This is a genomic window from Agrococcus versicolor, assembly GCF_039531815.1.
Classification (GTDB): domain Bacteria; phylum Actinomycetota; class Actinomycetes; order Actinomycetales; family Microbacteriaceae; genus Agrococcus; species Agrococcus versicolor.
The window spans coordinates 289,081-310,604 of the sequence record NZ_BAAAQT010000005.1 but is presented as its reverse complement, the minus strand read 5'-3'; the positions used below and the strand labels follow the sequence as shown (position 1 = coordinate 310,604).

At 74.1% G+C, this 21,524-nt stretch carries 21 protein-coding genes, 1 tRNA gene and 1 pseudogene; 9 read left to right on the top strand and 14 right to left on the bottom strand.

Features of this window, described 5'->3' with window-relative positions:
* Positions 1 to 481, top strand: a 481-nt coding sequence (locus tag ABD249_RS04260; RefSeq protein WP_344340677.1) for a VOC family protein, incomplete at its 5' end; no start/stop codon positions are given.
* A 63-nt stretch (positions 482 to 544) separates the two neighbouring features.
* On the opposite strand, the gene ABD249_RS04255 is transcribed toward ABD249_RS04260, so the two are convergent.
* The 7 genes and pseudogenes from ABD249_RS04255 to leuC all read right to left on the bottom strand — a co-directional run bounded on the left by ABD249_RS04255 (position 545) and on the right by leuC (position 7,509).
* On the bottom strand, positions 545 to 1,279 hold the full coding sequence (locus ABD249_RS04255; protein WP_344342558.1) for a CPBP family glutamic-type intramembrane protease: 735 nt from the start codon (positions 1,277 to 1,279) through the stop codon (positions 545 to 547).
* Positions 1,276 to 2,364 (bottom strand): D-alanine--D-alanine ligase family protein, encoded by a 1,089-nt coding sequence (locus ABD249_RS04250; protein ID WP_425546282.1) that lies wholly within the window; start codon positions 2,362 to 2,364, stop codon positions 1,276 to 1,278. The genes ABD249_RS04255 and ABD249_RS04250 overlap by 4 nt, the downstream gene beginning before the upstream one ends.
* Positions 2,279 to 3,371: pseudogene (locus ABD249_RS04245) on the bottom strand (NAD(P)H-dependent glycerol-3-phosphate dehydrogenase); the annotation flags it as partial. The gene ABD249_RS04250 and the pseudogene ABD249_RS04245, both read right to left, overlap by 86 nt.
* Positions 3,364 to 4,104 (bottom strand): lysophospholipid acyltransferase family protein, encoded by a 741-nt coding sequence (locus tag ABD249_RS04240; protein ID WP_344340674.1) that lies wholly within the window; start codon positions 4,102 to 4,104, stop codon positions 3,364 to 3,366. The gene ABD249_RS04240 and the pseudogene ABD249_RS04245, both read right to left, overlap by 8 nt.
* A 2-nt stretch (positions 4,105 to 4,106) precedes the next feature.
* Positions 4,107 to 5,429, bottom strand: a complete 1,323-nt coding sequence (gene murA / locus ABD249_RS04235) for a UDP-N-acetylglucosamine 1-carboxyvinyltransferase (RefSeq protein ID WP_425546300.1) — start codon at positions 5,427 to 5,429, stop codon at positions 4,107 to 4,109.
* A 35-nt stretch (positions 5,430 to 5,464) separates the two neighbouring features.
* Positions 5,465 to 6,073 carry a 3-isopropylmalate dehydratase small subunit gene (gene leuD / locus ABD249_RS04230; protein WP_344340669.1) on the bottom strand — a complete coding sequence of 203 codons (609 nt, stop codon included), beginning with the start codon at positions 6,071 to 6,073 and terminating at the stop codon, positions 5,465 to 5,467.
* Positions 6,073 to 7,509, bottom strand: a complete 1,437-nt coding sequence (gene leuC, locus ABD249_RS04225) for a 3-isopropylmalate dehydratase large subunit (protein ID WP_344340667.1) — start codon at positions 7,507 to 7,509, stop codon at positions 6,073 to 6,075. Before leuC ends, leuD begins: the two co-directional genes overlap by 1 nt.
* A 168-nt stretch (positions 7,510 to 7,677) precedes the next feature.
* On the opposite strand from leuC, the gene ABD249_RS04220 reads away from it, so the two are divergent.
* On the top strand, positions 7,678 to 8,877 hold the full coding sequence (locus ABD249_RS04220) for a cobalamin-independent methionine synthase II family protein (RefSeq protein ID WP_344340665.1): 1,200 nt from the start codon (positions 7,678 to 7,680) through the stop codon (positions 8,875 to 8,877).
* A gap of 98 nt (positions 8,878 to 8,975) precedes the next feature.
* A complete protein-coding gene (locus ABD249_RS04215; RefSeq protein WP_344340662.1) occupies positions 8,976 to 9,953 on the top strand; it encodes a malate dehydrogenase in 978 nt (325 codons plus the stop codon).
* An 83-nt stretch (positions 9,954 to 10,036) separates the two neighbouring features.
* On the opposite strand, the gene ABD249_RS04210 is transcribed toward ABD249_RS04215, so the two are convergent.
* The 4 genes from ABD249_RS04210 to ABD249_RS04195 all read right to left on the bottom strand — a co-directional run bounded on the left by ABD249_RS04210 (position 10,037) and on the right by ABD249_RS04195 (position 11,985).
* Positions 10,037 to 10,495, bottom strand: coding sequence for a TFIIB-type zinc ribbon-containing protein (locus tag ABD249_RS04210; RefSeq protein WP_344340660.1), 459 nt, complete (start codon positions 10,493 to 10,495; stop codon positions 10,037 to 10,039).
* Between the two features lie 175 nt (positions 10,496 to 10,670).
* Positions 10,671 to 10,746 (bottom strand) — tRNA-Glu (locus tag ABD249_RS04205).
* Between the two features lie 132 nt (positions 10,747 to 10,878).
* A complete protein-coding gene (locus ABD249_RS04200) occupies positions 10,879 to 11,775 on the bottom strand; it encodes a diacylglycerol/lipid kinase family protein (RefSeq protein WP_344340657.1) in 897 nt (298 codons plus the stop codon).
* Positions 11,776 to 11,784: 9 nt separating this feature from the next.
* A complete protein-coding gene (locus tag ABD249_RS04195; protein ID WP_344340655.1) occupies positions 11,785 to 11,985 on the bottom strand; it encodes a hypothetical protein in 201 nt (66 codons plus the stop codon).
* Between the two features lie 59 nt (positions 11,986 to 12,044).
* Here ABD249_RS04195 and ABD249_RS04190 point away from each other — a divergent pair, with 59 nt between their 5' ends.
* The 3 genes from ABD249_RS04190 to ABD249_RS04180 all read left to right on the top strand — a co-directional run bounded on the left by ABD249_RS04190 (position 12,045) and on the right by ABD249_RS04180 (position 14,246).
* Complete coding sequence (locus ABD249_RS04190; protein ID WP_344340652.1) at positions 12,045 to 12,677, top strand: MBL fold metallo-hydrolase; 633 nt, start codon at positions 12,045 to 12,047, stop codon at positions 12,675 to 12,677.
* Between the two features lie 109 nt (positions 12,678 to 12,786).
* Positions 12,787 to 13,494 carry an IclR family transcriptional regulator gene (locus tag ABD249_RS04185; protein ID WP_344340650.1) on the top strand — a complete coding sequence of 236 codons (708 nt, stop codon included), beginning with the start codon at positions 12,787 to 12,789 and terminating at the stop codon, positions 13,492 to 13,494.
* The gene (locus ABD249_RS04180; RefSeq protein WP_344340648.1) at positions 13,494 to 14,246 is read left to right on the top strand and encodes a sulfite exporter TauE/SafE family protein; all 753 of its coding nucleotides are present in this window, start codon (positions 13,494 to 13,496) and stop codon (positions 14,244 to 14,246) included. Before ABD249_RS04185 ends, ABD249_RS04180 begins: the two co-directional genes overlap by 1 nt.
* 18 nt (positions 14,247 to 14,264) lie before the next feature.
* On the opposite strand, the gene ABD249_RS04175 is transcribed toward ABD249_RS04180, so the two are convergent.
* Positions 14,265 to 14,630, bottom strand: a complete 366-nt coding sequence (locus ABD249_RS04175) for a VOC family protein (protein WP_344340645.1) — start codon at positions 14,628 to 14,630, stop codon at positions 14,265 to 14,267.
* Between the two features lie 73 nt (positions 14,631 to 14,703).
* Between ABD249_RS04175 and ABD249_RS04170 the strand changes: the two genes are divergently transcribed.
* The 3 genes from ABD249_RS04170 to ABD249_RS04160 all read left to right on the top strand — a co-directional run bounded on the left by ABD249_RS04170 (position 14,704) and on the right by ABD249_RS04160 (position 16,172).
* Positions 14,704 to 15,144, top strand: coding sequence for a MarR family winged helix-turn-helix transcriptional regulator (locus tag ABD249_RS04170; RefSeq protein ID WP_344340643.1), 441 nt, complete (start codon positions 14,704 to 14,706; stop codon positions 15,142 to 15,144).
* Positions 15,145 to 15,219: 75 nt separating this feature from the next.
* On the top strand, positions 15,220 to 15,699 hold the full coding sequence (locus tag ABD249_RS04165) for a hypothetical protein (RefSeq protein WP_344340641.1): 480 nt from the start codon (positions 15,220 to 15,222) through the stop codon (positions 15,697 to 15,699).
* Positions 15,696 to 16,172 (top strand): 4'-phosphopantetheinyl transferase family protein, encoded by a 477-nt coding sequence (locus ABD249_RS04160; protein WP_344340638.1) that lies wholly within the window; start codon positions 15,696 to 15,698, stop codon positions 16,170 to 16,172. Before ABD249_RS04165 ends, ABD249_RS04160 begins: the two co-directional genes overlap by 4 nt.
* Here the strand turns inward: ABD249_RS04160 and ABD249_RS04155 are convergent.
* Both ABD249_RS04155 and ABD249_RS04150 read right to left on the bottom strand, forming a co-directional pair.
* A complete protein-coding gene (locus ABD249_RS04155; protein ID WP_344340637.1) occupies positions 16,169 to 17,485 on the bottom strand; it encodes a M1 family metallopeptidase in 1,317 nt (438 codons plus the stop codon). The genes ABD249_RS04160 and ABD249_RS04155 overlap by 4 nt on opposite strands.
* On the bottom strand, positions 17,485 to 21,417 hold the full coding sequence (locus tag ABD249_RS04150; RefSeq protein ID WP_425546299.1) for a Pls/PosA family non-ribosomal peptide synthetase: 3,933 nt from the start codon (positions 21,415 to 21,417) through the stop codon (positions 17,485 to 17,487). Before ABD249_RS04150 ends, ABD249_RS04155 begins: the two co-directional genes overlap by 1 nt.
* Between the last annotated feature and the right edge of the window lie 107 nt (positions 21,418 to 21,524).

Sequence of the window (21,524 nt, the reverse complement as noted above, 5' to 3'; positions counted from 1 at the left end):
CGGCGGCGCCGTCACGCTCGACGGCGGCAAGGATGCGTGGGAGGCGGACGGCGAGGCGCGGGGCGCCTTCGTCGCCGTCGCGGCCGCGATCGCCGACGCCGCGAGGGCGCTCGGCGCGACGTCCGAGCCCAGCGGCCTCCGCTTCGTGCAGCTCGGGCTCGACGCGGTCGACGTGCCCGCGGCGCGTGCGACATGGCGTGCGATCCTCGCCGCCGAGGACGACCCGCGCGAGGGCGTCACCGACGTCGTCGACCCGCTCGGCATCGGCCACGTGCTGCTCCTGCAGGGCATGGACGCCGGCGAGCACGAGCGTCGCGCCCAGCGTCCCCGCGTGCGGCTCGACGTCCACGTGCCGCCCGAGGCGCTCGAGGCGCGGCTCGACGCGATCGTGGCAGCGGGCGGCCGCGTGCTCGAGCAGCACGGCGACCGCACGATCGTCGCCGACCAGGGCGGCGCGATCGTCACCTTCGTCACCGCCTGATCGCGCAGCCGCGGAGGCGGATCCGAGGAGGCCGCCCGCAGGGGGCCCCGAGGCGGGCCCGCGTCAGGCTGCGGCAGCCGCCCGCGCGGCCCGACGACGCTGCGCCACGCGGAACATGACGAGCCAGATCGCGGCGGTGACGACGGACGCCCCTGCCACGACGAGCGACGCACCGCCGGTGTGGTCGACGCCGGCCAGCAGCACGAGGCCGACCGACACGATGGCCTGCACGACGCCCGCGGTGATCCACCGCTGCCACCACGAGCCGTTGCCGAGGTAGCCGAGCAGCACCGAGAGCGCGATCGACGTGACGATCGTGCCGAGGAGCGTCGACGTCTCGTCGACCTCGAGCCGCCATGCCGCCCAGACCACCCCGACGCCGACGCTCGCCCAGAGCCTGCCGATGCGCGACTCGACGAGCGGCTGCAGCACGCCGCGCCAGCCGAGCTCGAACGCGACCGCGAGCGGCACGGCGGCGAGCAGGATGGGGACGACGGCCGACGGCGCATCGCGGTGCGGCACGAACGCGAGCCCGATGGCGACGAGCACGAGCAGCACGATCGCGGCGCCCACGCCGAGGATCGTGTGCGCGACGAGCTGCCTGCGCGAGACGGGGCCCGGCAGCATGATGGCGAGCGCCCTGCGGCCGATGAGCCACGTGACGCCTGCGGCGAGCGCGGGCGCGAGCCACAGCAGCGACGGCGCGTCGGATGCGGCGGCCGGGTCGAGGAGGCGTACGAGGCCGCCCGCCGTGAACACGGTCACGACGTACGTCGCGACCGCCCACCAGGGGCTCATCGCTCCTCCACGCGTCCCAGCTCGACGAGCTCGGTGATGAGGTCGCCGTAGCCGATGCCCGTCGCGCCCCACGCGAGCGGGAACATCGAGATGGTCGTGAAGCCCGGCATGGTGTTGATCTCGTTCACGATCACGCCGTGCTCGTCGGAGACGAAGAAGTCCACGCGCGCGAGGCCCGAGCCCTCGATGGCCTCGAAGGCGCGGATGGCCGTCTGCTGCAGCGCGCGCAGCGTCGCGTCGTCGACGTCGGCAGGGCACACGACCTGCGCGCGGTCGGGGTCGACGTACTTCGCGTCGAAGTCGTAGAACTCGCCGGGCCGCAGCACGATCTCGCCCGGCATGGAGGCGCGCGGCAGGTCGCCGTCGCGTCCCTGCAGCACCGCCACCTCGACCTCGCGCCCGGGGCAGCCGGCCTCGATGAGCACGCGCGAGTCCTCGGCGAACGCCTCGCGCATCGCGCCGTCGAGGTCCATGAGCGACGTCACACGGCTCACGCCGACGCTCGAGCCCGCACGCGCCGGCTTCACGAACAGCGGCATCGTGAGGTCGCCGAGCCGGGTGCGGATGGCCTGCGGGTCGGCCTCCCACTCGCGGCGCTGCACCGTGATCCACGGGGCGACGGCGATGCCCGCGTGCGCGAGCACGGTCTTCGTGAAGTGCTTGTCCATGCCGACGGCGCTCGAGAGCACGCCGTTGCCGACGTACGGCAGCCCGGCGAGCTCGAGCAGGCCCTGCACGGTGCCGTCCTCGCCGAACCGCCCGTGGAGGATGGGGAAGACGACGTCGACGACGCCGAGCGAGCGCGCGACGCCAGCGGCGTCGATCGCGGTCAGCTCGCGCGAGTCGGTCGTCGTCGGCAGCAGCACGCGGTCGCCGCCGGCGACCTCCGGCATGTTCGCGAGCGCGAGCGCCTCGGGATCGTCGTCCTGCAGCACGAGCGCGCCCGAGCGCGTGATGCCGATGGGCACGACCTCGTAGCGGTCGCGGTCGATGTGGGCGAGCACGCTGCCTGCGGTGGCGCAGGAGATCGAGTGCTCGCTCGAACGGCCGCCGAAGAGCAGGGCGACGCGGATGCGGTCGGTCACGAGAGCATCTCCAGGGTGGGCTCGGCGTCGTCGGTCGTGAGGTGCGGGGCGATGTCCCTCGGGTCCATCGCCTCGTCGATCACGAGCCGCACCTGCTCGAGGATGGGCATCGGGATGCCGCGCGCGGCGGCGAGCTCGGCGACGGGGGCGATCGACGACAGCCCCTCCGCCACCTGGTTCATGCGGGCCACGACGTCCTGTCGCGAGTACCCGAGGCCGAGCAGGCGCCCGGCGGTGAAGTTGCGCGACAGCGGCGACGAGCACGTCGCGATGAGGTCGCCGAGGCCGGCGAGGCCCTGCATCGTCTCGCGCTGCGCGCCATGGGCGACCGCGAAGGCCGTCAGCTCGGCGAGGCCGCGCGTGATGATCGACGCCTTCGTGTTCTCGCCGTAGCCGACGCCGTCGACGATGCCGATCGCGACGGCGACGAGGTTCTTCAGCACGCCGCCGAACTCGGTGCCGATGACGTCGTCGTTGACGAACGAGTGGAAGTAGTCGTTGCGGGCGACGCGGGCGACGGCCTTCGCGACCTCGATGTCGACGCACGAGACGACGGCGGCGGTCGGATGCTCCTGCGCGATCTCGAGCGCGAGGTTCGGGCCCGACACGACGGCGACGCGCGACGCGGGCACGCCGGCGGCCTCGGCGATGACCTCGCTCATGCGCAGGCGCGTGCCCGCCTCGACGCCCTTCATGAGGCTCACGAGCGGCGCATCCGGCGGCAGCACCGGCAGCAGCGAGGCGAGGGTCGCGCGCAGCTGCTGGCTCGGCACCGCGAGGTACACCTGCTCGGCACCCGCGACGGCCTCCGCGGCATCCGCCGTCGCCGTGAGCGTCGCGGGCAGCGTGATGCCGGGCAGGTACCGGGTGTTGCGACGCGACTCGGCGATCTCGCGCGCCGCCTCGGGCCTGCGCGCCCACATCGTCACGCGCGCGCCGCCGTCCGCGAGCACCTTGCCGAACGTCGTGCCCCACGAGCCCGCGCCCAGCACCGCCACGTCAACCATCGAACCGTCCCGTCTCGCTCTGGCCGCGCTTCGACGGATCCCACCGCTCGGCGGGCGCGGGCTCGCCGCGCAGCTCCACGAGCAGGTCGGTGATGGCGCGCATGACCTCGTCGGTCGCGCGCAGCAGCGTCGCCTGGTCGAGCGGGCCGCCGCGGTAGGCGTCGAGGTCCACCGGCTCGCCGAACAGCACGTCGATGCGCTTGCGCGGGAAGGGCCGGATGCCGCGTCCGTAGCGCGGCATGAGGCGCTGGGCGCCCCAGTGCGCGACGGGCACGATCGGCACGCTCGCCTGCAGCGCCATGCGCACGGCGCCCGTCTTGCCGCGCATGGGCCACAGGTCGGGGTCGCGCGTGAGCGTGCCCTCCGGGTAGATGATGATCGACCGCTCCTGCTCGGCGAGCGCGCGGGCCGCGGCCATGGGATCCGCGTCGCGCGTGATGCCGGTGCGGTCGACGGGCACCTGGCCCGTCGCGCGCATGATCGCGCCGAGCCCAGGCACGCCGAACAGGCTCTCCTTCGCGAGGAAGCGCGGCGCGCGCCCCGCCTTCCACAGAGCGGCGCCCACGACGATGGGGTCGATCTCGCTCATGTGGTTCGGCGCGAGCACGAACGCACCCGTCTGCGGCACGCGCTCGGCGTGATGCAGGCGGATGTCGGCCATCGCCGACAGCGGCGGCACGACGACTCCCGCGAGAGCACGGAACGTCGGCGTGCGCTCGCTGCGGCGCGGCATGGTCATCCGTCGACGTCGAAGTCGGCCCCGAGGACCGACAGCTTCTCGATGAACCGCTCGTAGCCGCGCGCGATGATGCCGACGTTCGAGATCCGCGAGGAGCCCTCGGCCGTGAGCGCCGCCACGAGGTGGCTGAAGCCGCCGCGCAGGTCGGGCACGACGATGTCGGTGCCGTGCAGCATGACGGGCCCGGCGATGACGGCCGAGTGCTCGTAGTTGCGCTGGCCGAAGCGGCACGCGTGGCTGCCGAGGCACTCGGTGTGGATCTGGATCGTCGCGCCCATGTCACGCAGCGCGTCGGTGAAGCCGAACCGCTGCTCGTACACCGTCTCGTGCACGATCGAGATGCCCTTGGCCTTCGCGAGCGCGACGACGAGCGGCTGCTGCCAGTCGGTCATGAAGCCGGGGTGCACGTCGGTCTCGACGACGACGGGCTTGAGGTCGCCGCCGGGGTGCCAGAAGCGGATGCCGTCGTCCTCGATCTCGAAGCGGCCGCCCACCTTGCGGTACACGTTGAGGAACGTCGTCATCTCGGGCTGGCGTGCGCCGCCGACGAAGATGTCGCCGCCGGTCGCGAGCGCCGCGCAGGCCCAGGACGCGGCCTCGTTGCGGTCGAAGAGCGCCGTGTGGCTGTAGCCGACGAGGCGGTCGACGCCCTCGATGCGGATGGTGCGGTCGGTGTCGACCTGGATCTCGGCGCCCATCTTCTGCAGGATCGCGATGAGGTCCATGATCTCGGGCTCGACGGCGGCGTTCTGCAGCTCGGTGCGGCCCTTCGCGAGCGTCGCCGTGAGCAGCACCTGCTCGGTCGCGCCGACCGACGGGTAGGGCAGCTCGACCTTCGCGCCGTGCAGGCCGCCCGGCGCCGTCATGCGGATGCCGGTGGGCAACTTCTCGACGACGGCGCCGAAGTTGCGCAGCACGTCGAGGTGGTAGTCGATGGGGCGGTCGCCGATGTGGCAGCCGCCGAGGTCGGGGATGAACGCCTCGCCCAGGCGGTGCAGCAGCGGCCCGCAGAACAGGATCGGGATGCGGCTCGAGCCCGCGTGCGCGTTGATCGACGTCTCGTGCGCGCTCTCGACGTTCGCCGGGTCGAGGCGCATGGTGTCGCCGAGCGTCTCGACGGCGACGCCGTGGATCTCGAGCAGGCCGCGCACGACGCGGACGTCGCTGATCGCGGGCACCGAGCGCAGCTCGGAGGGCGTGTCGGCGAGCAGGGCGGCGACCATCGCCTTCGTGACGAGGTTCTTCGCGCCCTTCATCTCGATGCGGCCCTGCAGCGGCTTGCCGCCTCGGATGGTCAGCGCGTCGACGTCGAGGCCGATGGCCCTCGCCGAGGTCGCGGAGAGCTGGTCAGCGTTCACCGGGTTCCCGTCTGCACCGGCAGCGTCCTCGGCATCCACGACGGGCGGGTGGCCTCGAAGGCCGTGATCCGCTCCTCCTCGCGCAGCGTGAGCGCGATGTCGTCGAGGCCCTCGAGGAGGCGCCAGCGCGTGTAGTCGTCGATCTGGAAGTCGATCGTCTCGTCGCCGATCGTCACGGTACGGGCAACGAGATCGACCGTGGTCTGCATTCCCGGGCTCGCGTCTGCGGCGGCCCAGAGGCGCTCGACGGCCTCCTCCGGGATCACGCCCGTGAGGAGTCCCTGCTTGCCCGAGTTGCCGCGGAAGATCTCGCCGAAGCGCGGGCTGAGCACCGCGGTGATGCCGAAGTCGCGCAGCGCCCACACGGCGTGCTCGCGGCTCGAGCCCGTGCCGAAGTCGGGGCCGGTGACGAGGATGCCGCCGTGGCGGTACGGCTCCTGGTTCAGCACGAACGCCGGATCCTGCCGCCAGTGGTGGAAGAGGGCGTCGTCGTAGCCCGTCTTCGTGACGCGCTTGAGGAAGACGGCCGGGATGATCTGGTCGGTGTCGGTGTTCGACGACCGCAGCGGGATGATCGGGCCGGTCAGGGTCGAGATCGCATCCATCAGGCCATCGCCTCCTGCTCGGTGCGCGCATCCATCTCGAGGTCCCACGGGCTCGAGAGCGTGCCGCGGATCGCCGTCGCGGCGGCCACGAGCGGCGAGACGAGGTGCGTGCGGCCGCCCTTGCCCTGCCTGCCCTCGAAGTTGCGGTTCGAGGTCGACGCGCAGCGCTCGCCGGGGGCGAGCTGGTCGGGGTTCATGCCGAGGCACATCGAGCAGCCCGCGAACCGCCACTCGGCGCCGAAGTCGAGGAAGACCTGGTCGAGGCCCTCGGCCTCGGCCTCGAGGCGCACGCGCGCGCTGCCGGGCACGACGAGCACGCGCAGCCCCTCGGCCTTCCGCTTGCCCTTGATGATCTCGGCGGCGGCCCGCAGGTCCTCCATGCGCGAGTTCGTGCACGAGCCGATGAAGACGGTGTCGACGCGGATGTCCTTGAGCGGCGTGCCGGGCGCGAGGTCCATGTAGGCGAGCGCCTTCTCGGCCGCCGCACGGTCCTGCGGGTCCGAGAACGAGGCCGGGTCGGGCACCGACTCCGACAGCGGCGAGCCCTGGCCCGGGTTCGTGCCCCACGTGACGAAGGGCTCGAGCGCGTCGGCGTCGATGAAGATCTCGGCGTCGAAGACGGCGTCGTCGTCGGTCGGGAGGGTGGACCAGTACTCGACCGCCGCATCCCAGTCGGCACCCGTCGGCGCGTGGTCGCGGCCCTGGATGTAGTCGAACGTCGTCTGGTCGGGGGCGACCATGCCCGCGCGGGCGCCGGCCTCGATCGACATGTTGCAGATCGTCATGCGGCCCTCGATCGAGAGGGCGCGGATGGCGCTGCCGCGGTACTCGAAGACGTAGCCGGCGCCGCCGCCCGTGCCGATCTGCGCGATGACGGCCAGGATGATGTCCTTCGCCGTGACGCCTGGTCGCAGCGTGCCCTCGACCGTGACGGCCATCGTCCTGAACGGCTTGAGCGGCAGGGTCTGCGTCGCCATGACGTGCTCGACCTCGCTCGTGCCGATGCCGAACGCCATCGCGCCGAACGCGCCGTGCGTCGAGGTGTGCGAGTCGCCGCACACGACGGTGATGCCCGGCATCGTCAGGCCCAGCTGCGGGCCGACGATGTGGACGATGCCCTGCTCCTTGTCGCCGAGCGAGTGGATGCGCACGCCGAACTCGGCGGCGTTGTCGCGCAGCGTCGAGATCTGCTTCGCGCTCGTCGGGTCCTCGATCGGCCTGTCGATCGCGATCGTCGGGGTGTTGTGGTCCTCCGTGGCGATCGTGAGGTCGACGCGGCGGAGGGGCCGGTCGGCCTGGCGGAGGCCGTCGAACGCCTGCGGGCTCGTCACCTCGTGCACGAGGTGGAGGTCGATGTAGACGAGGTCGGGCGAGCCGTCCTCACCCTTGACGACGACGTGGTCGTCCCACACCTTCTCGGCCAGCGTCCTGCCCATCGAACACACTCCCTCGGCTCAAGGACGCAAGTCTACGCCCGGCGCCCATGGCGACCATGCGGGCGCGCAGGCGGCCGGGGCGCGCCGCGGCACGGGCGCGCCGGCATGCGACGCCGGGCGACGGCGCACCCTGGCGCCCGCCCCGTCGCCGATGCGAGGCTGGCCGGGATGACCGAGATCCTCACGACCCACGCGGGCTCGCTCCCGCGCACGCCCGCCCTCCTCGCCGCGAACGCCGCACGCCGCGTCGCCGACGACGGCTTCACGCTCGAGCGCTCCGACGAGCACGACGCCCTCGTGGCCGCCGCGGTCGCCGACGTCGTCGAGCGGCAGCGCGACGCGGGCATCCGCATCGTGAACGACGGCGAGTACGGCAAGGCCATGTCGACGGCCGTCGACTACGGCGCGTGGTGGTCGTACGCGTTCCAGCGCGTCGCGGGGCTCGAGCTGACGGACGACGACGTCTACCGCTCGGCGCACGTCGCGAGCGAGCCGGGCGCCATCCGTCTCACGTCCTTCCCGCATCGGCGCGACCGCGTCGCGTTCCCCGGCGCGTACGGCGACCCCGACGGCGTGCTCGCGGGGCGGCGCGCCGTGCGCTTCCCGGCGACCACGGGGCCGCTGTCGTACGTCGGGCAGGACGCCGTGGCCGCCGACGCGCGGGCGCTGCGCGCGGCGATCGACGCGGCGGGCGTCGAGGAGGGCTTCCTCACGGCGCTCTCCCCCGGCTCCGGCGCCCGCGTCGCGAACGACCACTACGCGACCGACGAGGAGCACGTGTGGGCATGGGCCGACGTGCTGCGCGAGGAGTACCTCGCGATCGTCGACGCCGGGCTCACGGTGCAGGTCGACGACCCCTCGCTCGCCGAGAGCTGGGACCAGATCTCCCCCGAGCCGACGGTCGCCGACTACCGCTCGTGGCTGCAGGTGCGCGTCGACGCCCTGCGGCACGCGCTGCGCGGCATCCCGCCCGAGCGCATCCGCCTGCACGTGTGCTGGGGCTCGTGGCACGGTCCGCACGTCACCGACCTCGGGCTCGAGCACATCGTCGACCAGGTGCTGGAGATCGGCGCGGGCGCCATCTCGTTCGAGGCCGCGAACGTGCGGCACGAGCACGAGTGGCGCGTGTGGGAGCGCGTGTCGCTGCCGGGCCACGTGCGGCTGCTGCCCGGCGTCGTGAGCCACGCGACGAACGTCGTCGAGCATCCGCGCCTCGTCGCCGACCGCATCGAGCGCCTCGCCGCGATCGTGGGGCCCGAGCGCGTCGTCGCCTCGACCGACTGCGGCCTCGGCGGCCGCGTGCATCCCGAGATCGCGTGGGCGAAGCTCGCGGCGATCGGCGAGGGCGCGGCGCTGGCGCGGGCGTAGCGCTCGTCGTGGGCGCAAGGACCGCGGTTCTTCCGCTGGGATCGACGGCGGGTCGGATGCGCTCGCGTGGCACGGTGGAGGGGAGCCAGGGAGGTCGCATGGTCACGTCCGTCGCCATCACGGGAGCCGCAGGAGCCATCGGGTACGCGCTCGCGTTCCGCATCGCGAGCGGGGCGCTGCTCGGGCCGGACGAGCAGGTGCGGCTGCGGCTGCTCGAGCTGCCGAGCGCGATGGGCGCGCTCGAGGGCGTCGCGATGGAGCTCGAGGACTGCGCGTTCGGCACGCTCGCGGGCGTCGACCTCGCCGACGACGCACGCGTCGCGTTCGACGGCGTCTCGCACGCCCTGCTCGTCGGCGCCCGCCCGCGCGGCCCCGGCATGGAGCGCGGCGACCTGCTCGCGGCGAACGGCGCGATCTTCCGCGACCAGGGCGCGGCGCTCGAGGCCGTCGCCGCCGACGACGTGCGCATCACCGTCACCGGCAACCCCGCGAACACGAACGCGCTCGTCGCCGCGCACCACGCGCCGTCGATCCCGCGCTCGCGCATCAGCGCCCTCACGCGCCTCGACCACAACCGCGCCGTCGCACGGCTCGCGGCGAAGGTGGGCGCGGGCGTCGCCGACGTGCGACGCATGACGATCTGGGGCAACCACTCCGCGACGCAGGTGCCCGACGTCGCCCACGCGCTCGTCGGCGGCCGGCCGGCGCCGGACCTCGTCGACGCCGCGTGGATCGCCGACGACCTCGTGCCGACGGTCGCGCAGCGCGGCGCGGCCATCATCGCCGCGCGCGGCGCGTCCTCGGCGGCGAGCGCCGCATCCGCGACGATCGACCACGCCCGCACGTGGGTGCACGGCACGGCCGAGGGCGACTGGACGTCGATGGCCGTCGTCTCCGACGGCTCCTACGGCGTGCCCGAGGGGCTCGTGTCGTCGTTCCCCGTCACGGTCGTCGACGGCGAGTGGCGCATCGTGCCCGGCCTCGCGATCGACGACGTCGTGCGCGCGCGCATCGACGCGTCGATCGCCGAGCTCGTCGACGAGCGCGAGCAGGTTCGGGCGCTCGGGCTGCTCTGAGCGCGCGGGCGGCCGGGTGCCCGCTCGCGGCGTGCGCCGGCGACCGGCCGGCGCGGGAAGCGGTCGGGCGCCGGCGCGACCGATCAGCGCAGGATGTCGCCGAGCCAGCTGCGACGGCCCTGCTGCTGGCCGTAGCCCTGCTGGCCGTGGCCCTGCTGCTGGCCACCGGCGCGCTTCTGCACCTGCTTGATGACCTGGTCGGCGATCTTGCCGGCGGTGCCGGACATGCCGCTCGCACCCTGGCCGCCCTGCCCGTAGCCCTGACCCTGGCCGTAGCCCTGACCGGGAGCCGCCTGTCCACCTTGGCCGTGCATCGGCGCACCGCCGGCCTGCTGGCCCTGCGCATCCCACTGCTGCTGGCCCTGGCGCTGCTGCCACGAGTCGGCGGGAGCCTGCGGCATCGGCTCGCCGTACGAGCGGTCGATGAGCTTGTCGAGCTCGCCGCGGTCGAGCCAGATGCCTCGGCAGTCGGGGCAGTAGTCGATCTCGATGCCGCTGCGCTCGCTCATGACGAGGGTCGCGCCGTCGGTGGGGCACTGCATGGGAGGTCTCCTCTCGGCGGCCGATGGGCCGAGCGCCATCGTCCCGTCGCGGCCTCTGCATCGCCTATGCCCTGCGCAGCATCCGTGACCGATGCAGACCGGGGCATCACCCGGGGCATCCATGCGGCGCACACGACGAAGGCCCGGACATGACGTCCGGGCCTTCGTGTCGTGCTGGTGACCCCAGCGGGATTCGAACCCGCGTTACCGCCGTGAGAGGGCAGCGTACTAGGCCGCTATACGATGGGGCCGCATTGCAACCTGACAAGGATGCCACACCCCTGGGCCTCGATGCAAAACGAGGCATGCACGCCCCCCTCCGACGGCGTGTCGAGGCCGATCGCGGCCGTGATCCCCCGGCCCGAGCCGCCGCCGGCGAGCCGTCAGCGCGGCGACCCGAAGACGCGCAGCGCGCCGATCGCGATGCTGCACGCGATCGGCAGCCTGCCGACGATCTCGCCGTCGGCGCACGCGAGCACCGTCTCGTCGTCGCTCGCGATCTCGACGGTGCCGATGTCGACGACGTGCACCCGCGGGTCGTCGAGGTGCCTGCCCCGAAGCGCCTTCACGAGCAGCGCGAGGAACTGGGGCCGCGAGAGCTCGTCGGCGAGGATGCCGGTGAGCCGACCGTCGGTGATCGACGCCGTCGGCGCGATGGGGATGCCGCCGCCGAAGACGCGATGGTTCGCGACCGCGGCGATGACGGTGCGCCATGTGCGCTCCTCGCCGCCGTCGACGCGGATGCGGAACGTGCGATGCCGCAGGCCCGCGAGCGTCGCGACGATCGCGGCCTGGTATCGCAGCCTCGCCGGCACGCGCGTCATGCGGAACGAGCGCACGTTGACGTCGGCGTCGAACCCGACCGACACGATGCCGGCCGCGAAGGTCTCGCCGTCGGGGTGGCGGATGCGGATGAGGTCGCAGCGCTGCGGCTCCGTCTCGAGCAGGGCGGGCAGGCCGGCGATCGCCTCCTCCACGCCGGGCATCCCGATCTCGGTCGCGAAGTCGTTGCCGCTGCCGGCCGGCACGATCGCGAGCGGCGTCGACGTGCCGCCGACGGCGTTGACGCCCAGGTGCACCATGCCGTCGCCGCCGACGACGACGAGCACGTCGGCGCGGCTCGCGGCGGCGCGGGCGGCGCGCTGCAGCGCCGCGAAGTCGGGGGCCGTGCGGTGCACGACCTCGTGGCCGGCGGCGCGCAGCACCTGCACGACCCGCTCCCCCACGGGACCGGATCGACCGAACCTCGCCTGCGGGTTCGATGCGACGACGACGAGCACGCCTGGAGCCTATGCGCGGAACCACACCACGTGGCGACACGTGGCGCACGTCGCCATGTCGAGCTCGAGCGTCTCGGACAGCACGCCCCAGAACGTGCTCGAGACGCCGTCGCGGAACGGCGTGATGCGCTCCCACGCGAAGGACGCCCCGCCGCACATCGGGCAGCGCATCCGCTCGCGGTCGAACGGCCGGGGCGGAGCGTCGGTCATGCCGTGCAGCATGGCGCGACGGGCTGGATGCGGCCCGAGCGCGGGCGTAGCGTGCAGGCATGGAGATCACGAAGCTCGTGCACGCCTGCCTCGCCATCCGCAAGGGCGACGAGCTGCTCGTCGTCGATCCCGGCGTCCTCACCCCGCCCTTCGACGCGGCGGGGCTCGTGGGCATCGTGCTGACGCACGAGCACGCCGACCACTGGACGCCCGAGCACCTCCAGCGGCTGCAGGACGCGTCGGGCGGCGTGCCCATCCTCGCGCCGGCGGGCGTCGTGGACGCCGCGACGGGCTTCGACGTCGACGTCGTCGCCGCGGGCGACGAGCGGGCGGTCGGATCCTTCGCCCTGCGGTTCTTCGGCGGCACGCACGCCGAGATCCACTCGTCGATCCCCCGCGTCGACAACGTCGGCGTGCTCGTCGACGACGCCCTCTACTACCCGGGCGACTCGTACGCGGTGCCGGATCGGCCCGTCGAGCTGCTCGCGACGCCGTGCGGCGCACCATGGCTCAAGATCGGCGAGGCGATGGACTTCGTGCTCGAGGTTGCGCCGCGCCGCACCTTCGCGACGCACGAGCAGTCGATCTCGTCGTTCGGCCTGCAGATGGCCAACGACCGCATCCGCTGGGCGGTCGAGCAGGGCGGCGGCATCCACCACGAGGTCGAGGCGGGCACGCGCCTCACGATCTGAGACGTCGGGCAGCGCGCGCGACGGGATCGCCGCGTTCGATACGTGAACGCCCTGACCTATGCTTGCCACGCGAGGTCGCCGCACCGCGTCGCCCGCCGATGGAGGATCGATGCCGGAGCAGACGAGCGGGCAGCTGCCCGGCGCCCAGACCCTCTCGCGGGGCCTGCGGGCGCTCGAGCTGCTCGCCGAGCACAGCCCGCTGAGCATCCAGGAGCTCGCCGACCACCTCGGCGTCCACCGCTCGATCGCCTACCGGATCGTGCGCACGCTCGAGGCGCACCGGCTCGTCGTGCGCGACGCCGGCGGCAGGCTCGAGCTCGGTGCGCAGCTCGCGGTGCTCGCGCAGTCCGTCGACCGCGACCTGCGCGCCGCGGCGCTCCCCCACCTCACGACCCTCGCGACGACGACGGGCTGCACGGCGTTCGTCGCGGTGCAGGACGGCGACGACGTCGTGACGCTCGTGAGCGTCGAGTCGCGCTCCGCCCGCGCCTCCGTCGCCCAGCGGCCCGGGTCGCGGCATCCGCTCGCCCTCGGCGCCCCGGGCATCGCGATCCAGACGCTGCTGACGACGCGCGAGTGGGCGGCGCTCGGCCACGACGACGCCATGCGCGCCGAGGTCGCCGTCGCGGCCGAGCGCGGGTACGCGACGAGCAGCGACGAGGTCGTGCCCGGCCTCTCGGGCGTCGCGGCCCCCATCCGGCATCCGCTGCCACCGCGCGCGGCCGTCGGCGTCGTCACCGTCGGCGCCGCCGACCTCGACGCGCTCGGCGCCGCCTCGGTCGACGCCGCCCGCGCCATCGCGGCGGATCTCGCCTGATGGACTGGTCGTTCGTCGTCGCCCTCGTCGCGCTCGCCGTCGGCGCGATCGCGCAGCGCACCGTCGGCATGGGCTTCGGCCTCGTCGTGACGCCGACGATGGTGCTCGCCGTCGGGCCGCTCGAGGCCGTGCTCGTCGTCAACGTCTTCGGCGTGGTCGCGTGCGCCATGATCATCGGCCGCGTCTGGCGGGACATCGACTGGCGGGGGCTGGCCTGGCTCGTGGTGCCGGCCATCGCGCTCACGATCCCCGGCATCCTGCTGGCGCGCGCCGCCGACGCCGACGTGCTGAAGATCGCCGTCGGCGTGCTCGCGCTCGTCGGCGTCGCGGTCTCGGCGGGCTTCACGCGATCGGAGCGCTCGTTCGACGGGCCGGGCCTGCGCGTGCCGACCGGCGCGCTCGTCGGCGTGCTGAACTCGAGCGTGGGCCTCGGTGCGCCGGTCATCGGCATGTTCGCGATCCTGTCGCGCTGGGAGCACCGCGTCTTCGCCGCGACGATGCAGCCGTTCTGGATCCTGCTGAGCCTCTCGACCGTGGTGTCGCGACAGCTCGTCGCCCCGGGCGGTGCCCCGCCGTGGCAGTGGTGGATGTGGCTCCTCGCCGTCGCCCCCATCCTCGTCGGCGTCGTCGCGGGCGACCGGATCGCCGCCCGCATCGACCAGGCCGTCGCGCGTCGCGCCGTCATCGTCTTCTCGCTGCTGTCGGGCATCGCGGTGCTCGTCACGGGCATCGTCGGGCTCGCGACCGCCTGACCCGCCGCGCGGGACCGCCTAGGCGCGGTCGTGCAGCGTGATGCGGTACCCGTCCGGATCGGCGAACGTGCACTGCAGGCCGAACGGCCCTTCGGTGGGCGCCGCGACGATCTCGACCCCGGCCGCGACGAGCCCGTCGTGGATCGCCTGCACGTCGGTCGCGTGCATCCACAGGCTCACGCCGTGGCCGAGGAGCGGCACCGCGTCGAGGTCGATGCCCGGCATGGGCGGGCGCACCGCGAACGCCGCGGGCTTCGTGTCGAACACCGCGGCGCTCGGCGGTCCGGCCTGTCGGACGAGGCCGAGGTGCCGCTCGTAGAAGGCTGCCGAGGCAGCGACGTCGCGCACCTGCAGCGCGATGAAGTCGGGTCCGGTGGTGGTCATGGTGCTCCTCTGCTCGGCGGCCGCGCCGCATGTCAGTCTTCTGACATGAGCAACACTATGTCAGACTCCTGACATGGAGCGGACCGAGCAGGGCGTGGATCTGCCGACCTCGGTCGGCTACCTCCTCAAGGAGGTCGCGACCGCGCTGCGCGCCGAGATGGAGCGCGTGCTGCGACCGCTGTCGATGACCGTCACCCACTACTCGTGCCTCGAGCTGCTCGCGCAGCGGCCCGGGGCCTCGAGCTCCCAGCTCGCACGCGGCACCTTCGTCACGCGGCAGTCGATGCACGTCCTGCTGCAGACGCTCGAGCGCGAGGGGCACGTCGTGCGCGCCACCGAGCCCGGCGGAGGGCGCGCGATGCCCGTCGAGATCACCGCGGAGGGCAGGCGACGCCTCGCGGTCGCGAGCGCCGCGGTGCGCTCGGTCGAGGCACGGATGCTCGACGGCCTCGGCGACGACGAGGCGACGCTGCGCGCGCTGCTGCAGCGGTGCCGCGCCTCCCTGCGCGGCTGACGCGACGCGCGTCGTCGCCGGACGCGCGGCGCACGCCCAGCCAGCGGGGGCGCACCCGCTGCTACCGTCGGCGCCGTGGGCGTGAACGTGGCGGTGGTGGTGGTGCGCGGTGCGCGCGTCGCCGAGCTCGCGCCGCTCGGCTACCGCCCGACGGGCATGCCGATCCCGGGCGACGTCGCCGCCTCCTCCCGCGCCGAGCTCTCGGCGATGCAGCACGGTGCGAACGTCGTGCTGCTCGACGCCGGCTTCGCCTGGATCGACCTCGCCGAGCGCGCCGCGCAGGCGCTCGCCCGGCCGGTCGCGACGGCGCTCTTCGGCAGCGTGAGCGACACGTGGCTCTTCCAGCTCGACGTGCCGGGCCGGGCGACGCGGCGCATCGCGTGGAGCCAGGGCGCGCTCGCCGACGACACGGGCGCACGCCTGCCCGAGGAGCCGACCGGCCCGCTCGACGAGGAGCGCCTCGGCACGCTGCTCGCCCGCGTGACGGGCTTCCCCGGCGACACGGACTGGCTCGCGGCATCGTGGCAGCCGCTCACCTTCCCCGACCCGGCGTGACGAGCGCGCCGACGGGCACGAGCATCCGCTGGCTGCCCGCCGCCGTCGCCACGGTCGACGCCCTGCGCGCCATGGGTGCGGATGCCGCCGGGCACGCGTGCCCGCGCTGCGGCTCGGATGCGCACGGCATCCCGTGGGCGCGCAGCGGCGACATGCGGCTCGCCGCCTCCGCGTCGCGGCACGGCGACCTGCTGCTCGTCGCGACCCGGCCGCTGACGCAGGGCGCGCTCGGCGTCGACGTCGAGTCGGCGGACGCCGTCGTCGACGCCGCCGTCGTGCTGCACCCCGACGAGCGCGGCGTCGACCCGGCGTGGGCGTGGGTCGCGAAGGAGGCGATCGTCAAGCGGCTGGGCACCGGCCTGCGCACCGATCCCGCGAGCCTGCGCCTGGCGGACTTCGCCGTGCATCGCCTCGAGGCGCCCGCGGGCCTCGTGGCCGCGCTGTGCCTCGGGCCGGCGTCCGAGCACCCCTAGGCGGGCCGCACCGCCGGCAGCTCGGGCAGCGCGGGGTCGTCGAGCCACTCGGCGAGCAACGGCGCGACGTCGCGCCCCGACACGCGCACCGCGAGCGCCACGAGATCCGCCGTCTCGACGACGCCGCCCGCATGCTCGTCGATCCACGCGTGCAGGAGCGTGCGCATCGCCGTCGCGCCGATCGTGCGGCGCAGCGCGACGAGCGCGAGGGCGCCGCGCTTGTAGACGCGGTCGTCGAACATGTCGGCGGCGCCGGGATCCGACAGCACGAGATCCTGCGGCAGACCCGTGAGGCGCGCGTGGTGGAGCGCGGCCTGCTCGTCGATCGTCAGGCCGCCCGATGCCTCCGACCACACCCACTCGCTGTAGCAGGCGAAGCCCTCGTGCAGCCAGATGTCGCGCCACGTGCGGGCGGTGACGGCGTTGCCGAACCACTGATGCGAGAGCTCGTGGGCGATGAGGCGCACGGCGTCCCAGTCGGTCGAGCAGTGGTTGCGACCGAACGTCGACAGGCTCTGCGACTCCAGCGGGATCTCGAGGACGTCGTCGGTGACGACCGTCGTGTAGCCCTCGAACGGATACGGCCCGAACTCGGCCTCGAAGCACGCGAGCATCTGCGGCTGCAGCCCGAACGACGCGTCGAACGTCGCCTTCGGCAGCCCCGACGGTCGCAGCACCCGCATGGGCACCGACGCCCGCTGGCGCACCTCCTGGTACCGGCCGATCTGCACCGTCGCGAGGTACGGCGCCATCGGGGCGCGCTGCGCGAAGCGCCACGTGCGCGTCGAGCCGTGCCGCTCGACGGCCGTCTGCTCGCCGCTGCACGCGACGGCGTACTCGGAGGGCACGCGCACGACGAGGTCGTACGTCGCCTTCGACGACGCGCGATCGTTGCACGGCATCCACGACGGCGCACCGTGCGGCTGCGCGGCGACGATGACGCCGTCGGCCAGCTCCTCCCACCCCGCCTCGCCGAACGCCCGCATCCGCAGCGGCCGCGGCGTGCCGCGGTAGTCGACGTGCACGAGCATGCGCGTGCCGGCGGGCACCTCCTCGGCGAGCGTCACGGCGACGCGCGTGCCCGTGTGCGCGTGACGGACGCGGAGGCCGTCGACGAGCACGCGCGACACCCGCAGGTGCGCGAGGTCGAGCTGCAGCCTGCGCACGGGCTCGGCGGCGACGACCGTGAGCGTCGCGGTGCCCTCGAGCAGGTTCGACGACGGTCGGTAGTCGAGCTCGACCGTGGCGTGCTCGACGTCGTAGGCGAGGTCGCCGTGGCCGGGCACGTAGGGATCCGGGTGGCTGTGCTGCATCAGTCCTCCCACGGGCCGATCGGGTTGCCGAGCCACCGGGTGCGGCTGGGCACGAGCTCGCCGCGCATCACGAGGGATGCCGGGCCGACGGTCGCATGGCGTCCGAGGGTCGCGGCGGGCAGGATGACGGAGTTCGGGCCGAGCGTCGCGCCGGCCTCGAGGGTGACGGTGCCGAGCGACAGCACGCGGTCGTGGAAGAGGTGCGTCTGCACGACGCAGCCCGCGTTGACGGTCGCGCCGTCGCCGAGCGACACGAGGTCGGCCTCGGGCAGCCAGTACGTGTCGCACCAGACGCCGCGGCCCACGCGCACGCCGAGCATGCGCAGCCAGACGACCATGGCGTACGTGCCCGACGCGGGGCCTGCGAACCAGCGCGCGGCGAGCAGCTCGAGGAACGCGTCGGCGAGCTCGTTGCGCCAGACGAACCCGCTCCACAGCGGATGCTCGCCCACCCGGATGCGCCCGACGAGCACCCACTTGGCCGCGACGGCGACGAGCGCGGCGACGACGCCCACGGCGATGAGCGCGAGCGGTGCGACGAGCAGCGCGAGCACGAGGCCGCCCCACGAGAATGCGCCGCCGAGCAGCGCGAGGAGGGCCGCGACGGCCGCGACGGGCAGGCACACCGCGAGCAGCATCGGCAGGACGCGTGCGGTCTCGACGACGCCGCGCAGCACCTTGAGTCGCGTCGGCGGCGCGTAGGTGCGCGAGGCGTCGACCTCGTCGGCCGTGCGGCGCAGCTGCGTCGGCGGGCTGCCGATCCACGACGAGCCGGCCTTCGCCGTGCCGCGCTGCGGGGCTGCCGAGAGCACGGCGACGAGCGACGCCTTGGGGATGCGGCGGCCGGGCGCCGCCATGCCCGAGTTGCCGAGGAAGGCGCGCTTGCCGACCTTCACGCGCTCGGCGCGCAGCCAGCCGCTCGTGAGCTCGTAGCCGCCCACGAGCGTGTCGTCGGCGAGGAAGACCTCGTCGCCGATCTCGGTGAGCGACGGGATCATGACGACGGTCGACGCCTCGACGCCGCGGCCGACCTTCGCGCCGAGCGCCCGCAGCCACAGCGGCGTGAGCGCGCCGGCGTACAGCGGGTAGAGCCAGGCGCGCGCGTCGTCGAGCACGCGCATCGTGAGCCACGCGGCGAGGCCGGCGCCGGAGCGCACGGGCACGGGACCGGTGCGGATCGCGAGCGCCGCGAGCCGCACGATCGCGAGCACGAGCCCCATGAGGGCGACGTAGCCGACGAGCGCCGCGAGCGGCAGCCACGGTGCGGCGACGGCGAGGGCGTCGCCGAGCGTGGCGCCGCCGACGAGCGCGGGGGCGACGACGAGCGCCCCGATCGCCGCCGCCAGCCACGGCAGGGCGGCGACGAGCACGCCGGCGGCGGCGTAGATCGCCGACCAGCGGCGCTGGCCCGGTGCGTGCCTGCCCTCCCACGCCCCGCGCGACGCCCCGACGCGCTGCGCGGGCGATCCGGACACGAGGTCGCCCGGGTGCACGCGGCCGCCGACGAACGAGCCGGGCGCGACCTCGGCGCCGGCGGCGACGCGCGCACCCGGCCCGAGGGTCGAGCGGGCGCCGATGCGCGCATCCCGCCCGATGCGCACCGCGCCGACGTGCACGACGTCCCCGTCGATCCACGTGCCCGAGAGGTCGACCTCCGACTCGACGGACGCGCCTCGCGCGAGCCGCAGGAAGCCGGTGACGGGCGGCAGCGCATGCAGCTGCACGTCGCGCCCGACGCTCGAGCCCAGCAGGCGCGCGTACCAGGGCATGAGGGCGGCGCCGGCGATCGACGTCGCGGCGAGCTGCTGCTGCACCTGCTCGGCGAGCCAGATGCGCAGGTGCACGCGGCCGCCGCGCGGATGCTCGCCGGGCCGCACGCCCCGCAGCACGAGCCGGATGAGGGAGGCGGCGAGCAGCATGCGGCCCGGCGGCAGCAGCAGCAGCGCCGTCGTGACGACGACGAGCGCGACGGGCGGGCCGGGCAGCCAGGGCACGACGGGATGCAGGAGCGCGCTCGCGAGCAGCAGCCATGCGATCCACCGGGCGCCGGCGAGCAGGTGGAGCGGGTACGCCGCGATCGCCTGCGCGACCTGCGTGCGCCTGCGGATGGGCTCCGCCTCGTCGTTCGACCGCGCGAGGGAGGCGCCGAGCCCGTCGAGGTGGCCGGCGAGCGCCCCGACCGACGAGTGCTGGTAGAGGTCGGCGACGACGACCTCGGGATGCCGCTCGCGGATGCGGCCGACGGCCTGCGCCGCCGTGAGCGAGCCGCCGCCGAGGTCGAAGAAGTCGCTCGCGAGCCGCTCGGGGTCGGCGGCGAGCACGTCGCGCCAGATGCCGGCGATCCACGTCTGCGTCTCGCTCCAGCCCTCGTGCGCAGCCTCCGCGCTCGGCAGCGGCCACGGGAGGGCGTCGCGATCGACCTTGCCGGACGTGCGCGTCGGCAGGTCGTCGACGATCGCGAGGCGCGGCACGAGCGCCGCCGGCATGCGCTCGCGCAGCAGCGTCATCGCGACGGCGCCGTCGTAGGTGGCGTCGACCGTGAGGTAGCCGACGAGCACGCTGCTGCCCGCAGCCGTGCCGCGCACGGCGGCCGCGGCGCCGACGACGCCCGGCACGCGCAGCAGCTGGCCGTCGATCTCGCCGAGCTCGATGCGGCGGCCGCCGAGCTTGATCTGGTCGTCGGCGCGACCGGCGAAGACGATGCCCGCGGGATCGTTGCGCACGACGTCGCCCGATCGGTACGCGCGATCCCAGCCGAGCGACGGCATCGGGGCGTACTTCGCGGCATCCTTCTCGGCGTCGAGGTAGCGTGCGAGGCCCACGCCCCCGATGACGAGCTCGCCGCTCTCGCCCACCTCGACGGGCTCGCCCTCGGCGTCGACGACCGCGAGGTCCCAGCCGTCGAGCGGCAGGCCGATGCGCACGGGATCGGTGCCGTCGAGGAGCGCCGCGCACGCGACGACCGTCGCCTCCGTCGGCCCGTACGTGTTCCACACCTCGCGGCCGGCGCGCTGCAGCCGCACGCCGAGCTCGGGCGGCACGGCCTCGCCGCCGAGGATGACCATGCGCACGGCGTCGAGCGACGCGATGGGCCACAGCGACACGAGCGTCGGCACCGTCGAGACGATCGAGATCGCGTTCGCGACGAGCCACGGCGCGACGTCGACGCCCGAGCGCACGAGCGACCTCGGCGCCGGCACGAGGCACGCGCCATGCGCCCATGCGAGCCACATCTCCTCGCACGACGCGTCGAACGCGACCGAGAGGCCCGCCATGACGCGGTCGGCGGGCCCGATGGGGTCGTGCTGCAGGAAGAGGCGCGCCTCGGCATCGACGAACGCGGCGGCCGACCGGTGGGTCACGGCGACGCCCTTGGGCGTGCCGGTCGAGCCGGAGGTGAAGATGATCCACGCGTCGTCGCTCGGCGCGGGCGGCTCCACCTCGCGCGGGGCGCGGCCGAGGCCGTGCTCGGTGACGGCGATGCCGAGCCCTGTCGCGGCGACCGCGTGCACCGCGGCCTCGCCGAAGACCGTCGCGGCGCGCTCGTCGGGGTCGTCGGCGTCGACGGGCACGTAGGCGGCGCCGCCGAGGAGCGTGCCGAGGATCGCGACGTACAGGTCGGTCGTGCCCGACGAGATGCGGATGCCCACGCGGTCGCCGCGGCCGACGCCGACCTCGGCGAGGCGGTCGGCGAACGCCTGCGCCGCGTCGACGAGCTCGGCGTACGTGAGCTGCTCGGAGCCGTTGTCGAGCGCGAGCGCGTCGGGATGCCGCTGGGCCGTCTCGGCGACGACGTCGGCGAGCGTCCGCTCGGGGGTCGCACGCTGCGACGCGAGGAACGCGTCGGGGATCCTCGAGGCGGTCACGCTGCCATCCTTCCCCACCCGCGGGGCCGTCTCCGCCCGTCCATCCGCCGGCCACCTCCCGGCCATCCCGCCGGTGGGCGGCGAGCTGCGCACGTCAGCGACGAGCCGAGGACGCATGGTGGCTGCCTGCGCGCTCCGAGGCGCATCTCGACGGCGCTCGTAGACTCGACCGT